Origin of the sequence: Desulfosporosinus metallidurans, from assembly GCF_001936615.1 — a bacterium.
Taxonomy (GTDB): domain Bacteria; phylum Bacillota; class Desulfitobacteriia; order Desulfitobacteriales; family Desulfitobacteriaceae; genus Desulfosporosinus; species Desulfosporosinus metallidurans.
Map to the genome: position 1 here is coordinate 1 of NZ_MLBF01000022.1, position 15,406 is coordinate 15,406.

The following is a 15,406-nucleotide window of genomic DNA, read 5'->3' on the forward strand; positions in this document are numbered from 1 at the left end:
GACGCTTGAATATTTGGCTGACTTGGTATATCCATCTGCAGAGGAATATACTCCTCCACACCCAGTTTTCTACAGAAAACGGCCCAGAATTTATCCTCTACGGCGCCCAGACTTACATATCTACCGTCTTTGCACTCGTAATTATTATAAGTAGCATAGCCACCGGTCAACAGTTCACCGCCACGTTTGGGCAGGCTTCCATCTCCCCCAGACCATTCGCCAATGGTATAGGAGAGAAGACTGAGGGCTCCATCCATCATAGCCACGTCACAAAGCTGCCCTTTACCCGTTTTTTCTCGTGCTGCTAAAGCAAGCAAAATGGCGATCACTGAATACAGGCTCCCACCGGCAGTATCCGCAATCTGTACACCACTCATAGCAGGAGGACCGTCTTTGGTTCCCAGTAATTCAGTGACACCTGCGATATTGAGATAATTAATGTCGTGCCCAGCTGCATCACGCAACGGTCCGTTTAAACCATAACCCGTGATGATGCAATAAATTAGACGTGGATTAATCTCTTTTAAGACTTCATAACCTAGTTCAAGTTTGTTCATGACATCGGGGCGAAACTGATCAACGACGATATCAGCTTCAGCAACCAGCTTTTTGAAAATCTCTTTACCTTCCGGCTGTTTCAAATCCAGGCCCATACTCTTCTTATTACGATTCACTGTATAGAAACGTGCACTAGTATCCTTGATCATAGGTTCTAAAAATCGGCCTAATTCACCCTTACGATCCTCAATTTTCGTGACCTCTGCCCCGAAATCTGCCAATATTTGTGTGGCCAAAGGACCGGGCAAATATCTGGATAAATCTAATACCTTAATGCCTTCTAATGGTAAACTCATAGTCCAACCTCCCTTCTATGAAAATTATAACGGCAGCCAGGCATTTTATCCACTTCCCAGAATCCACTTCTATAAGTGGATTTCCATACTCTACTCTGCTTCACTTCATAATAATTCCTTCTGGATCAATAATTTTATAGAGCAGATCTAACTCTTCATAGGTAGGAGTCAGAGTCTCTCCCTTAACCCTAGTGATATTTAGATCGAAAGTGCAATTTTCACGGCACTCCTCAGCTGTAAAACCGGGATGAACCGTATCTAGATACATCTCGCCGTTTTCATCAAAGCGATAGACACCCATGTCAGAAATAACAGCGGCTGGTCCACCATTGAACGCAGAACCATAGACCTCCCGTTTGGGAACCCATTCTTTATCTGGCCAATGAGGAATCTTCCAACCAGGCGAGGTGATATAGCTGACTCTTTCCACAAAACGACGTTTTTGACCTAACTGGGGCATAATCAATACACTTCTCTTGGCTAGAGAATGAATATCTGAATTACCACCACTGCCGGTAAGCCTTTTACCGGTAGGGCCGCCCATAAAGGTGCAGTTAACGTTCCCATAAAGATCGACTTCAGCACCACCCAGATAAGCTAAGTCAACCTTGCCAGACTGTAGTTGTCCAAACACGTCGGTTAGGCCATCGGCAACTGCAGCCTGGTAGCTGCACCGAGCATCGGCCACCGAGGTCGGCAGGTCGATGGGTCTACCGTCAATAGATCCCGATTCATAGATACAGACGGCTGTGGGGGCTTGAGTATGCTGCGCTACCATGATAGCCAACATGGGTAAGCCAGTTCCCGCAAAGACTATTTCGCCATCCTTTACTTCACGAGCAGCAGCACAGGCCAAGAGGTCAATGGGCTTAAATTCACCGGGTTTAGAGTATCCTTTTTTGCTATCCATTATCTTGACCCCCTTTTCATTGTCGAAGAATAGCCTAGGGCAGGATTGGCTTTGAGGGATTCTAAACGGTTAATACCTAATTTACTCAGATAGTCTTGGAAGTCTTTAACGCCGAAGATCCATTCATCAGCCCATTTATCAAACCCTTCCTGTGTGCGGGTGGCTTTAAAGAAGTTGGCAATAAAGTCGCCATCAGGTTCATGTACCCCATACAAACCTGTAGGGTGAGCACCCCAGGGTAATTCGACAATATAATCAACTAGGTAACCCGGTAACATATTGCGGGTCGGTTCTCGACGCAAGTATTCTTCAGGAACAACCTGTTCAGCGATAATAATATTATGCTTAGAAGCCTTAATAACTTCTTGATCACTAAATTTCAATCCATCGACTCTCACGGTCCCTTCGGCCCCCACCATTTGGACATGAGTGATACACCAGTCTGGATTAGCAGCTGGGATCAAGACGATCTCAGAATTCGTAAAGGGTTCTTTATACATAACATATTTATACTTACCTATATGGGGGTTGGATCCATCACGGAGCCCGGCTTTGCCCAGGTTATCATTCTCCGGATTCAACATATCGCTTCCCATAGCCGCATACGTGGGTAAAAACGGAAGACCATTGGCTCCGGCAGTCAACCTGTTTAAGACATGGATATGCGCCCAGTCTTCATACAAAATTTCTCCTTTTTCAATTTTGCGGGCCAAGTTACTGCCGAACTTTCCATAGAGTTCGTGTCCACACCAGCTAGATTCCCATATTCCTACGCAACCTGCTCCTACGAGCATATCATCATGGGTTCCACCATTGACCTCGACCAGATGAAGATTGCGTTTTTTCTGCCGAATCAGCTCATAAATGGCTGCCATAGGACGCCGCCAAACAGTAAAACCTCCGAATGTCAACATATCGCCATTATTAATCTGTTCTATCGCTTCAGTGAGACTTACTTTTTTAGGCCTGGCCATTGTACAAAACCTCCCCTATTCAATTGGTGTCCACGTTTAATCTACATCCGAGACTCCTCTTCTATAAGAGTGGGAGTTCCATACTAAAAACGGCCTATTACTTCACGCCCGATGATCATGCGCTGAATCTGATTAGACCCTTCATAGATTTGGGTAATCTTAGCATCCCTCATCATGCGCTCAACCGGGAATTCTGAACAGTAACCATATCCACCCATCAACTGTACACAATTAGTGGTGACTTCCATTGCAACGTCCGTGGCGAAGAGCTTGGCCATAGAGGCTTCTTTGTTATGGGGCTTTTGGTTATCTTTGAGCCATGCAGCTCTGTAAATCAGCATCTGGGCAGCGTCGATCTTGGTAGCCATGTCTGCAATCATGAACTGAACGCCCTGATTGGAGGCCAACGGTTTACCAAATTGCTGTCTTTCCTTAATGTAATTGGTGGTAAATTCCAGGGATCCCTCAGCAATTCCCAGACCCTGAGCGCCAATCGTGATACGACCACCGGTCAGAAGTCCCATAGCAACAGCGAAGCCATTGTTGATTTCTCCCAAGACATTTTCTTTAGGAACTTTCACATTTTCAAAAAAAAGTTCACAAGTTGGGTCTGCGTGCATACCCATTTTGTCAACAGGTTCACTGATACTAAACCCAGGGGTGTCTTTTTCTATGATCAAGCAGATAATCCCTTTACCTTTGGGCTGAGTTGAATCCGTCTTAACAAAGGTGCAATAGGTGGTCGCGTGTCCACCATTAGTAATAAATATTTTGCTACCGTTGACTAGGAAATGGTCTCCTTTATCTTCAGCTTTGCATTTTAAGGCAGCAGCATCAGATCCAGCGTTAGGCTCAGTCAAGGCATAGGCACCAATTATCTCACCGGTAGACAGTTTCTTTAGATATTTTTCTTTTAATCTCTGACTACCATATAGGTAAATACTCATACAACCCAGACCTGTGTGTACGCTGGTTACAACTGCTGTCGATGCGCAGGCCTTGGCTAACTCCTCAACGATAATAGCAAAGTCCAGATAGGTACCGCCACCACCGCCCCATTCTTCAGGTATAGGAAAACCCGTTAGACCTAGTTCTCTCATTTTCTTCCAAGTATCCATGGGGAACTCATGGCTTTTATCAATAATTGCCGCTAAAGGTGCAACTTGGCTTTTGGCAAATTTCCTCACCATGTCTCTAACCATAAGGGTTTCTTCACTTAGTTGAAAATCCATATTAATTCCACTCCAATTCTTCTGTTATTTTCTTACCAAAATCTCCCTGAAAACCGGCAGGTTCATGAAAATTTTTATAAACGTTAGTCAGCATCGACATGGATAAGCATAGCATCGCCCTGGGCATGACCGGCACAGATTCCACACACCCCATAACCACCGCCACGACGTTTCAGTTCATAAGCCAACGTCATAACGATTCTAGCTCCGGTTGCTCCGATAGGGTGACCATAAGCAATCGCGCCGCCGTTGACATTGACTTTCTCAAACATCTGCTCCTTCGTCATACCTAGAATGCTCCGGGCACTAACCAGTGCTACTGCCGCGAACGCTTCGTTGATCTCAATGAGTTTAACATCATCCAATGTCATATTGTTTTGCTCCAGTACCTTCTTAATGGAAAGACCAGGAACTGTCGCAATATCTTTTGTGGGTTGGGATACTTCCGCATAGTCAACTATGGTGAATAGAGGTTTTACACCCAGTTCATCAGCCTTAACGCGACTCATCAGTAGGCAGACATCTCCGCCATCGTTGGTACCCGGTGCATTGCCAGCGGTTACACTACCAGGTTTTCCGGTGACAGAACTGACATGATTGAACACTGGACCAAGTTTGGCTAGGCCTTCGATCGTGGAATTAGCACGGGGTCCTTCATCCTTTTCCAGGATTTCTTTGCCTCTTTTTATAGCAACCGGGAAGAGTTCGTTGTCAAGTTTTCCAGCAGCCATGGCATCTGAGGCAGCCAACTGAGAATGTAGTGCCCATTCATCCTGTTCTTCACGGGTGTAACCAAATTCGTCAGCCACTTCAGAACCATGAATGGCCATATGACGATCATAGATAGCGTCCCATAGTCCATCTTTTACCATAAGGTCTTCACAGTCAGCATTTAGAAAGCCCATTTTCTTTCCTCGTCTCATATCAGGAAGTGCAAAGGGGATGTTGCTCATGCTCTCCTGACCACCGGCTATAACGATCTCGGCTCTTCCTAGGGCAATCATCTGAGCCCCCAGATCAATCGTTTTAACTCCGGAGGAACAAACCTTATTGACCGTAATGGAAGGCACGTGTTCAGGAAGTCCTGCCAGAAGAGTAGCCTGACGGCTTGGAACTTGTCCGCTCCCAGCTTGCACAACGTGTCCCATGATGACATAATCTACATCTCCAGGAGCGACCTTGCCTTCGGTTCTGCGGATTACTTCTTTAATAGCTAAAGCTCCTAATTGGGCAGCATCATACTCTACTAACGCACCAAGGGATTTACCATAGGGAGTTCTACAGGCTTCTACGCAAACAACTTCACGTTGTTTGGCATAGGTGTTAGAGATTTTCCTGCCCATGGTTGAATAATCAGGCTTTCTTTCCCCGTAAGCACTGATTTTCGCATCCTTGTAATAGCTTTTTCTTGTAAGTTCAAGCTTTTGGGTTACTTTAGACATGTGTTATTCCCTCCATTTTTTTGGAATCACAAACCGAATGCATCGAATTTCGCACCTATAAATCATCCGATCCCCTATATTCCGTTATTCCGAATCCTATGAATTATCTTGCAATTTGCATGCCAAAGAACAATCCCGTTGCTTTGCGCACTAGGCTAAAAATAAGCGTCCCGAAAGCAGACACATTTGTTCGAAATGTGTCCGCTTTCGGGACGCTTCGTAAAGTCTGATGACTATTACCAAGAAAACAAATTCAATAGTTTAGATCATATTTACTAAGTTTATCGTAAAGCCTCGACCTGCTAAGGTTTAGGAGCTTTGCGGCTTTTGTCTTGTTGCCCCCAGCCTTTTCAAGGGCTACAACAATCATGTTTCGTTCTATGCGGCCAATTTTGTCCTGATGCCGAATTGTTCCAGTGATTACCTCACTTTCAGAAGAGCTGTTCGTCAGTATTTGATTCGGTAAGTGAGTTAACTGGATCAAACCGCTCCGCGTATAGTTTACAGCCCTCTCCACGACATTTTCTAATTCGCGTATATTTCCCGGCCATGAGTAGTTTAACAAAGTCTTCATAGCATCATCGACAATGCCCATGACGTTTCCTTTAAGAATATGGTTAAATTTGGTTATGAAAAAATGGGTTAATGCTTCTATATCCTCAGCACGCTCTCGTAGCGGCGGTAAATGCAGATTGATGACATTTAACCTATAATAAAGATCCGCTCGGAACTCTCCTTCAGAAATGGCTTTATTGAGGTTTTTATTGGTAGCTGCTAAAATACGGACATTTACCTTAATGCTTTTTGTACCACCTAAACGTTCGAATTCACGGTCTTGTAACACTCGTAATAACTTGGATTGTAGAGCTAGGGGCATGTCCCCGATTTCATCTAAAAAGAGCGTTCCACCATCGGCCATCTCTAAACGTCCCGGTTTACCGGCCTTTGCTGCACCAGTAAACGCGCCCGCAACATAACCAAACATTTCCGCTTCCATTAAATTTTCTGGAATAGCGGCACAGTTCACTTTAATAAATGGTCCTTTGCATCTGTCACTACAGAGATGAACAGCGTGGGCCACTCCCTCTTTCCCAGTGCCGCTCTCCCCGGTGATTAACACAGTAGAACTACTTGAGGCAACAATCGATATCTCTTCCTTTAGTTTTTTCATTTCAGCACTTTCGGCAACTATGCCTTTCATAATATCCTGAGCAGTCTTATTTTTCTGTAGTTCTTCCTGAAAAAACGTCACTTTATTTTCTAAGAAACGTAGTTTTTCGACTAGTTCCTGGACTTCTGCAAGTTGGGGAAATACTGCTTTTCCTACTGCGCCAACGACCTTCCCTTCTCTTATTATCGGCATCCGGGAAACAATTAACGGCTTGCCCTGAATTGTCAGGACATCACTAGTTTCCGAAATACCAGTACTGGCTACAATGTGTAACCTACTCGTCTCCATGATATCAGTAATATGTTTTCCTATAACCTCTTCAGAACTCAACGATAAAAAATCCGCCATCGCATGGTTAATAAGAGTAGTTTTCCCTCTTTCATCCACCACAATGATACCATCATGGATGATATTAAGAACTGTATCGAAAGTCTTGTTTAAAGCTTTAACTGTTTCCAATTCTCTGGCGGCTTGCTCCAAGTCGGTAAGGTCTTGGAAGATGATAATTCCTCCAGCGATGCTCCCTCCAATATTTAAAGGAGTAATATTTACGACCATTGTAATGTTATGGCGCCTGTACTTTAGCCCTATTTGAACCTCACCGTGAATTAGAGCCGGATTTAAGTCTAAATTAGGCAAAAACTCTTTAAAGGGCTGGCCAAGGGAGGTATCCGCTTTTGAGCCTAGTATTCGGGTTGCCCCAATATTAAAATGAGTTACTATACCTTGGCTATCAACGGCAATCACACCGTTATGCATGGAGTCTAAAATAGCTTTCAACTGTACGTTCAATAGTTCGGAGTGTCTAAATAAGGTCATAACCATATTGGCTTTGCATAAGAGTCCGAGAACTTTACCCTCTCTGTTTACAACAGGAACCGACCCGACCGGACTCACTTTCACAAAATCAGCTAACTGATCGTCTGTGAGATCGTCCGAAATACTGATCACTTCTTTTATTAAGTAGGGATCAACTATGTCTTTATAGGTTGCACCGTCTAGGATTGCCCGATAAAGGCTGCTCCTACTAAACACACTCAATAGTCCGCCTTCCCCATCTAACACTGGGATTATGGCAATCTTTAGATCCATGAAAATGCTCACAGCTTTAGCTATAGTATCGCCGAGGTTCAAATATGAAATTCGGGCATTCGTACCTTCTTGAAGGAGCATATTGATTCACTCCTTAATTTGTTATTGCCGCTTCAATTGCCATCATTAAAGATTATTCATATTTTCATTCTATTCTTCACAATTATCATATTTCCTGCCTAAAATCGGCCATTAAGCTAAGACTTAAAGTTTCCATTGGTTCCTAGCTTAGGTGGTGAATAGGCCTTCCTCTGAGTACACAAAATATACCATCACCCGTTATTTAAATATTTATGGCATTTTTCCAAGAAAGTAATAATACCTTTTTCCTCTATCAGCTTCTTATCAAGGGTTATATTTCCTCTTCCTAACCTATCACATAACCCAAGAAGTGCTACCTCTTCAACGGAAACTTCAGAAACCATTCTTCGGATATCTGCAAAAGGTAGTCCCTTCGTAACAAAGAGTATTTGCATATGCCACCTTACCATCTTTGAAACTCGGTTTATAAATTCGTCATCATTGTTGAATTCCTTGAGAAATTCAACGGAAAGCCTCTCTCCCAATTTATCATGGTCATATGAAGTTATTTTCCCCTTTGTTATCCTCGTTGCGGGTGCTTTACCCAAATCATGGAGCAAAGCAGACCACATGAGCACCTTTGGATTTTGGCTGAGATGTTTCCTTTCCCCTGCATTATCTAGAACTAACATGGTATGTTTCCAAACACTACCTTCTGGGTGATGCTTCGGGGCCTGGGGTACTTTCATTAAGTCTCCCAGTAATGTGTAAGGGTATTTAACTTCGAAAATTCCTGTCTTGCTTAATTCGTTAAAGTAGTTTGAAGGTTTTTTGTCATTCAATAAATGAGAATCGAATTCAATAAATGTTTGCATATTTAACTTACTCCAGTTTAAACAATATTTAATCTATGCTTACCCCAACCTTCTGAATTTAATGCACTGGTCCAGCCTGAAAGACTATAATATTAGTTTGTTGAGGTGATATTTATCCTTGATGTTTGTTTATTGGGAACAGGAGGTATGATGCCACTGCCGGATCGCTGGCTATCATCCCTTCTGATAAGGTATCACGGAAGAATGGTTCTAATAGATTGTGGTGAAGGAACTCAAATCCCTCTGAAAATGATAAAATGGGGTTTCAAAACTATTGATGCAATTCTATTTACCCATTATCATGCGGATCATATAGCAGGATTACCCGGACTGCTTCTTACAATAGGTAATTCAGGAAGGGAAGAACCGTTAACTTTGATGGGGCCTCCAGGAATAAAAAAAGTTGTTGAAGGTGTAACTGTCATTTCCCCTGAATTACCCTACGAGTTGAGATTGATTGAACTATCAGATCTTGAACGTGCCGAAGCATGCATAAGTAATCTTGATATCAAGAGTATCCCCGTTGATCATTCTCTTCCTTGCTTATCATATTGTATTGAGCTTAAACGACGGAGTAAATTTGATGTTGAACGTGCTAAGAAATTAGGCGTTCCTATCAACTACTGGAACAGTCTTCAGAAAGGTTTGACAATAGCACTTGAAGGAAAGACTGTAAGCCCCGAAATGGTTCTTGGTGAAATAAGAAGGGGGATTAAAGTTAGCTATTGTACAGATACGAGGCCAACAGAAGATTTAGTCAAGTTTATTAAAGACTCAGACCTCTTTATTTGTGAAGGGATGTATGGTAATGAGGACAACTTATGTAAAGCTGTGCAGAAAAAGCATATGATGTTTTCCGAAGCTGGATTACTTGCGAAACAAGGAAGAGCCAAAGAACTCTGGCTTACTCACTATAGTCCATCCTTAACAAAGCCAGAAGAATATCTGGAGGCCGTGAAAATAATTTTTACGAATACTATAGCTGGGAGGGATTTGCTCACTACAACAATGAAGTATGTTGATTAGATTGCCTCCCCATTAGATATCGTTATCTCCTATGTCTGCAATCCATCATGACGTTATGATTATAGACCTTTTCAGAAAGTTCTTGCCTAGAAATAGAAGGGTTTCCATCAGGTAAGTATGAATTAGCATTCACGGAAAGCGGAAAACTATTGGATTCTTTGGTGGTTTGATCGATATAGCCTGAGTTTTTCAGGACAATGTATGCTCCTCTAAGCTTTCGGGGTAAAAAATACAAACCCTCAATTTTCAAAGGTTTCCCTGCACCCGGAAGGTTTTTGAAATCACCCCTAGCGATCGCTTCCTGAATTCTCCGTTCAGTGAAAATACTAAATATATCCTTCATGTTGCTCCCCCCACATCTTACAAATGATATTTGTTTTCGTATTATATGATGAAAGGTACCCTCATGCACTATATGTCCATTGACGATTGTTTCATTTATAACGAGCAAAATGCTCCGCGTCAATACGCGAAGCACATTGCGCTCGGCTGGCTATCTTTTGCTGTAGGCCTTGGTCACAGTATCTTTTTCATCGTCAACGATCTCGGCAGACCGAGTCGCAACTTTACCGGATATATTGCGCTCCTTATTATGCTATTGGTCATTGCGTATGTTTTGGTGGGTATTATGCTAGTACACATTTAATGTCCAATTGACCATGTCCCGCTTCTGATCGCAAAGCAGTCAGCCCACTGCGTGGACTGTAATTTGTTAGGCTGTCATATGATGCTTTTGCTAATTTTTCGCCAAGACAACTATCCCTCGAAGGAATTTTTGGTATAATGCTTTTAGGGACGGTGGTAACTATGATTTTTGATAATAAACCTTTGGACTTCAATTTCATTCGCCAAAGACTCAATGATTTACCACATTCATTAGCGTGCCTAAAGCAACAAATCAGCGCTGTGATTCTCTTCGGCTCATTAGCCACAAACAAGGAAACCCCATTAAGCGATGTAGATTTGGCTGTTTTGTATCATAAAGATCTTAGTACTGATGATCTCGAAAGTCTTCACAGACAAGTCATGGGAATTATCACTGACCTACTTCAATCTGATGATATTGATGTAATTAATCTGAATACCGCTCCTCTATCCATGCAGTACGGGGCTATAAAACAATCGAAGATTCTTTTACTTAACAACCGAGTGGAATACATTGACTATTGGGAAAAAACGGTTAAGTATTATCTGGATTTTAAACCACTACTTGATGAATCCAACAACACACTACTTGAAACTCTTTCAGGGAGGCCCGTTTATGGATGAAAAACTTGCTTTTCAAATGCGTCAAATCTCAAAGAATCTCGGACGGTTGAAAGAAGTCGCTAAAACATCCCGTGAAGATTATTTGAATAATTCAATATTACAGAGTGCCTCTGAGCGTTATCTGCAATTATGTATCGAATCCTGCATCAATTTAGGGAATCGTCTTATTTCCATTCTTCAAGTGGATCAACAATTCGACGCTCCCAAAACTTATGCGGACGTTTTTCGTGAATTAGAAAAGCATAGAATAACTCAAAACTTAGAACCTGCTATGATCGAGATAACTAAATTTCGCAACCGGCTAGTCCATGTCTATTGGGAAATTTCTCCTGAGGTGGTCTATAATATTATTCATGGCAATCTTGAAGACATCAACCGATATCTCAGCAGATTGCCCTCTATGTAACTGAGAATAATCTGTAAAAGATTATCTGTAAATCTTAATTCCAGAACACCGGTCTTTCAAACTCCCCCCCTATTGCCCTGTTTCTTTACAGTTTCATTGTTCTTGGACTAGCCTTATATGTCCCGATTAGAAAATTTCCACGTATGGTTAACATGATTCGTCCCCCCTTCCCTGAATCAGGTTAACGTAAAGATCTTCCAGCGAAATATGCCTTGAAGTGAGGGAATATAGTTGTCCACCGTGTTTTACAACCTCATCCGCTAAACGTGGAATGTCCAAGCGATTCTATAGATAGATATCCACCCCATATAACGAGCAGGGTGCTCCGCGTCAATACGCGAGGCACCTTGCTCGTTTACCTGTCCGCTTTGCTTACCTTCCGAAGCCGACCCTTAATCGAAGTGTTTTGCAGCTCTTGCAGCACTAACTCACCTTTATTATTTAAGATTTCGACAAAAGTTGATACATCCAAGATATTGATGATCCCGATCAGCCGCGGTTATGCCTTGAATACTGCAAAGTGTGCCGACAATATCGCCCGATCTCATCTTGGTTTTCTTCCCTGCATTCACATGAATTTTCATAATTTCAGTGCTCAGCTGCGCGCCCTTTGCTTCTTTGAATTCTGGCAACGTATTGGTTTTCGCCATAAAGTCTTGTTTGGCTTGATGCACCATCTCTTCTTCCGGTCTTTCCTTCAAAAGAATCTCTTGTGACCTCGTAAAATTCCGTCATGCTTCTAAATTTGTCCCGGCCGGACAGAGCACTCAGCTTATTGTGGGGGCGACTCCCGACACAGACCATAAAATATTAACCCTAACCGAAGGGCTTTACAGAAAATACCGTCTTAAAAGGGTCTTTTTCTCTGCCTATATGCCAGTAGCGGAGCATTCACTGCTACCTTCTATAGATGTTAAACCACCACTCCTGAGTGAGCATCGGCTTTATCAGGCTGACTGGCTTTTACGGTTTTATGGCTTTGAAGCAAAAGAACTGCTTGATGAACAAAATCCGAATTTCAATCTACAGGTTGATCCCAAATGCAATTGGGCACTCAACCATTTGGAGAAGATAAAACCCACCGTATGGCCTTAATTTATCGGTCACAAAAAGCGGAGCTGATGTTTGTCGATGAGTTAACGTTGCCAGAAGTTAATAGTACTGAAGTTGAGTACCGTCGATTATGGAAGCAATTCTATAAGACAATTGCCATTGAAGGGAGAAATAACCCAAGGTGTCGTATGACTCTGATGCCAAAACGGTATTGGGGTCATAATGCCTTAAAATCTGTTCTGTCATCATATGCTTTTAGCATTACTCAATTTCTAAGTCAATATCCTTATACATTTCGGACTTTTCCTCGATTTGAAAAGGCACCATTGAAACAAACGATATTTCGATAATTTAATAGTGATCTAGCAATAAACAGACTGGTGTTATTGTGAAGTGCCATCTCCCAGGGCTTTGCAACAACAAACTGTGGGAGAAGAACGGTTATTACATCTCCTGGTCTTGAGGCATGTTCATTTGACTTAATATACTCGGTAAGGGGGCCCACAATATCACGATACGCTGATTGTTTGATAACAAGAGGAACATCTGTCTTAAGTTTTGCTCATTTATTTCGCAGTTTATCTGCTTCCCCTTCATAGGTTTCTATATTGAAAACCTCAACCTCGTTTGGACAAGCTCTTTGCATAACGAAGCGTTTTTATCACCATGACATCATGCTCTACGAACAATATAAAAATTCCATACTATAAACCAACCTGTCTCTCATATTCTAAGTAGTAAACATACCGTTTAGGCTATCACATTGCCTGACTTGGTCTTGCCAGAAAAGCCAGTTGAAAATAAGTAAATCTCTCTCTCTTAATTTTTTAATAAATGAATCTTGATTACAGTATGTCTTTATGAGATCATTTTCTAAAATGCTATCATATATTGTCCGGTGTGATCCCTACTCAAATCCATATTCTTTCTATGTCCCTTATTCTCCATCGTCCCACGGATCAAAAATACCGTGTGGTCTATTTATCTATATAATACAGCTTATCCGCTTCATCTGAAGTAATTATCAAGTCTGCGGCTTCGAGGCTTTCACGCAATTGAAGGGGTGTTCTCGATCCGATTATTGGCACCGCGGAGAGCCGATTGCAAGTGATATAAATCAGAGATGCCGCCGTTAAAGAGATACCGTGGTTTACAGCAAATGCTTTTAAGACTTCAAGTCTTTTCAGATTATCCTCACTGCCAAATCGTTTACGGGTTTTTTCACTCAGTGCGTCAAGGCCGCCCTTTGCAACTTTTGGGAAAAACCCCTGCGCTTGCGAAGCATACACAAAGATCGGCAGGCTTCTATTTTCATAGTACTCATATTCTATTTCATCCATAATTACTATATCGTAATCCTGATATATATCTTCGCTGGTATGAGCTAGGCTCCACTGAATTTGACTTGATGAGAAGCCGCATAAACCTTTTTGAGCCGCGTATTTATTCGCCTGTTCTATCCGGTCAGAGTACCAGTTCGAGCAGCCAGCCATCCTGATTTTGCCCTCTTTTATGAAGGTGTTAATGTTCTCAACGATTTCATCAACAGTGCGTGACGGGTCATCTCTGTGTAACCAGTAAATATCGATACAGTCGGTTTTTAGAGCTTTAAGGCTAAGATTCAGATCATACTCCATATCTTTTCTCGACAGTCTACTTTGGGACATATCGTCTTTTGGTGGATGACAGCCTTTAGAAGACAGTACTATATTACTGCGTTTCCCTGTTTTCTCCAGCCATCGACCTATTACTTCTTCACTTTTGCCTCCGCTATAAACCCTTGCCGTATCGATGAAGTTTCCACCAGCATCCGTGAATATATCCAAAAGATAAAAAAACTCAGCGTCTGTCAGACTTAATGCGAGTTTGTCTGTTCCCATTGCTAGTTTTGAAACTTTCAAGTCAAGGCCATTGCCGTTTAGATTTAAGTACCTCACGTATCAATTCCTTCTTTTATCTTAATCTATCTCTCGATGAAATTACCTAAAAATCATTTCGGAGGAAAACACAATATTGCCTCTAGAGGCTCGCCACCTGCCTCGAAGCTTATTGTATCAACAGATGCAGGGATAAAGACCAGGTCGCCTCTGCAAACGTCAAATTTATCGTTACCGCTTCCTATACATCCGCCGCCTTCAGATATAATGGCGATGCAATATCTGCCGTTCATCTTTCGGTCCAATCCTTGCCTAACGATAACTCTCTGCATCTCAAAGAGCTCTGTTGCTTCTCTATTGATCAGTGCCCATTGTTCTGCACTCTGATCACGGCTAAGCAACTTTGGAGTCAAACGCCATCGTTTAACAACTTCAGCTTCAGTATAACAATCGTAATGGAAACAGTCGAACATCTTATCAAATCCGATGCCTTGATGACAATGCTCATCAGGGAATACTATGCCCTGCTGGGTCTTCCTCTCAACCCTCATTGTGTAATCGGTCGGCTCCTGTATCTCAATAAGAAAACAACCAGTTCCGATTGCATGAGGAACGCCGCCCTCTATAAGATAAACTTCCCCCGGCTTAACCGCAAGTTTATTCAGCGCATTAAGCATGCCGTCTATATCCTGCTTATCAAAAAGCATTCTCCATTTTTCTTTTGTCATCCCAGGCTTGAAGCCAATCAAAACATACGGCTCCTGTCCGTCTATTTCTCGACCGCCTATAATGTACCAAGCCTCAGTTTTTCCATAGTCCGACGACATTACGTTTTTTGCAAATTCCTTATCCGGATGAACCTGGATTATGAGGCGGCTGAGAGAATCAATCATCTTAACAAGTACTGCCATGTTGCAGCCGTATTTCTCAAAATGACCTCTGCCTAGAAACGATACCGGATCCTGCTCAATCAGCTCTTTAAGGAGCGGGCCGCCGCCAAGCATGCTGACCCTGCTTAAGCCTTCCTCCGTTTTACTCTCTCTGCCGGGATTCCTGGCCTTAATCGATGATGCTACCCATTCCTCGGGGAAATTGCCGTCCTGAGGTGCCTGTGCGTAGTGCCATTCCTCCAGCAATTTACCTCCCTTGTATGCCCGCCACACCCTCGTAGGCTCAAGTTTCAGAATACCAGAACTATAGGGTA

At 42.6% G+C, this 15,406-nt stretch carries 14 protein-coding genes and 3 pseudogenes; 6 read left to right on the plus strand and 11 right to left on the minus strand.

Annotated features, from left to right (window positions below):
* The 7 genes from DSOL_RS13915 to DSOL_RS13945 all read right to left on the minus strand — a co-directional run.
* A partial coding sequence (locus DSOL_RS13915; RefSeq protein ID WP_075365444.1) for a CaiB/BaiF CoA transferase family protein occupies positions 1-854 on the minus strand: 854 nt, incomplete at its 3' end.
* Positions 855-954: 100 nt separating this feature from the next.
* Positions 955-1,764, minus strand: a complete 810-nt coding sequence (locus DSOL_RS13920) for a CoA-transferase subunit beta (RefSeq protein WP_075365445.1) — start codon at positions 1,762-1,764, stop codon at positions 955-957.
* Positions 1,764-2,738, minus strand: coding sequence for a CoA transferase subunit A (locus tag DSOL_RS13925; RefSeq protein WP_075365446.1), 975 nt, complete (start codon positions 2,736-2,738; stop codon positions 1,764-1,766). Before DSOL_RS13925 ends, DSOL_RS13920 begins: the two co-directional genes overlap by 1 nt.
* Before the next feature lie 83 nt (positions 2,739-2,821).
* The gene (locus tag DSOL_RS13930) at positions 2,822-3,970 is read right to left on the minus strand and encodes an acyl-CoA dehydrogenase family protein (RefSeq protein ID WP_075365447.1); all 1,149 of its coding nucleotides are present in this window, start codon (positions 3,968-3,970) and stop codon (positions 2,822-2,824) included.
* A gap of 83 nt (positions 3,971-4,053) precedes the next feature.
* A complete protein-coding gene (locus tag DSOL_RS13935; protein ID WP_075365448.1) occupies positions 4,054-5,412 on the minus strand; it encodes a thiolase family protein in 1,359 nt (452 codons plus the stop codon).
* Between the two features lie 253 nt (positions 5,413-5,665).
* Positions 5,666-7,756: a sigma 54-interacting transcriptional regulator gene (locus DSOL_RS13940; RefSeq protein ID WP_075365449.1), complete on the minus strand. Its 2,091-nt coding sequence runs from the start codon at positions 7,754-7,756 to the stop codon at positions 5,666-5,668.
* A 191-nt stretch (positions 7,757-7,947) separates the two neighbouring features.
* Positions 7,948-8,571 (minus strand): HD domain-containing protein, encoded by a 624-nt coding sequence (locus DSOL_RS13945; protein WP_075365450.1) that lies wholly within the window; start codon positions 8,569-8,571, stop codon positions 7,948-7,950.
* Positions 8,572-8,685: 114 nt separating this feature from the next.
* Here DSOL_RS13945 and DSOL_RS13950 point away from each other — a divergent pair, with 114 nt between their 5' ends.
* Entirely contained in the window at positions 8,686-9,597 is a 912-nt protein-coding gene (locus tag DSOL_RS13950; RefSeq protein ID WP_075365487.1) for a ribonuclease Z, read from the plus strand.
* 22 nt (positions 9,598-9,619) lie between these two features.
* Here DSOL_RS13950 and DSOL_RS26765 read toward each other — a convergent pair whose 3' ends face one another.
* On the minus strand, positions 9,620-9,940 hold the full coding sequence (locus DSOL_RS26765; RefSeq protein WP_083642579.1) for a DnaJ family domain-containing protein: 321 nt from the start codon (positions 9,938-9,940) through the stop codon (positions 9,620-9,622).
* A 63-nt stretch (positions 9,941-10,003) separates the two neighbouring features.
* On the opposite strand from DSOL_RS26765, the gene DSOL_RS13960 reads away from it, so the two are divergent.
* From DSOL_RS13960 to hepT, 3 genes are all read left to right on the plus strand, one after another.
* On the plus strand, positions 10,004-10,243 hold the full coding sequence (locus DSOL_RS13960) for a hypothetical protein (protein ID WP_075365451.1): 240 nt from the start codon (positions 10,004-10,006) through the stop codon (positions 10,241-10,243).
* A gap of 137 nt (positions 10,244-10,380) precedes the next feature.
* Complete coding sequence (gene mntA / locus DSOL_RS13965) at positions 10,381-10,866, plus strand: type VII toxin-antitoxin system MntA family adenylyltransferase antitoxin (protein WP_075365452.1); 486 nt, start codon at positions 10,381-10,383, stop codon at positions 10,864-10,866.
* The gene (gene hepT / locus DSOL_RS13970) at positions 10,859-11,272 is read left to right on the plus strand and encodes a type VII toxin-antitoxin system HepT family RNase toxin (RefSeq protein WP_075365453.1); all 414 of its coding nucleotides are present in this window, start codon (positions 10,859-10,861) and stop codon (positions 11,270-11,272) included. The genes mntA and hepT overlap by 8 nt, the downstream gene beginning before the upstream one ends.
* A 355-nt stretch (positions 11,273-11,627) precedes the next feature.
* Here the strand turns inward: hepT and DSOL_RS13975 are convergent.
* Positions 11,628-11,985, minus strand: a pseudogene (locus DSOL_RS13975) (DbpA RNA binding domain-containing protein); the annotation flags it as partial.
* A gap of 1 nt (position 11,986) precedes the next feature.
* On the opposite strand from DSOL_RS13975, the pseudogene DSOL_RS28905 reads away from it, so the two are divergent.
* Positions 11,987-12,343, plus strand: a pseudogene (locus DSOL_RS28905) (putative DNA modification/repair radical SAM protein); the annotation flags it as partial.
* Positions 12,343-12,675: pseudogene (locus DSOL_RS26770) on the plus strand (DUF4130 domain-containing protein); the annotation flags it as partial. The pseudogenes DSOL_RS28905 and DSOL_RS26770, both read left to right, overlap by 1 nt.
* 627 nt (positions 12,676-13,302) lie before the next feature.
* On the opposite strand, the gene DSOL_RS13990 reads toward DSOL_RS26770, so the two are convergent.
* The gene (locus tag DSOL_RS13990; RefSeq protein ID WP_083642581.1) at positions 13,303-14,262 is read right to left on the minus strand and encodes an aldo/keto reductase; all 960 of its coding nucleotides are present in this window, start codon (positions 14,260-14,262) and stop codon (positions 13,303-13,305) included.
* A 53-nt stretch (positions 14,263-14,315) separates the two neighbouring features.
* Positions 14,316-15,338 (minus strand): type I phosphomannose isomerase catalytic subunit, encoded by a 1,023-nt coding sequence (locus DSOL_RS13995; RefSeq protein WP_170871509.1) that lies wholly within the window; start codon positions 15,336-15,338, stop codon positions 14,316-14,318.
* Between the last annotated feature and the right edge of the window lie 68 nt (positions 15,339-15,406).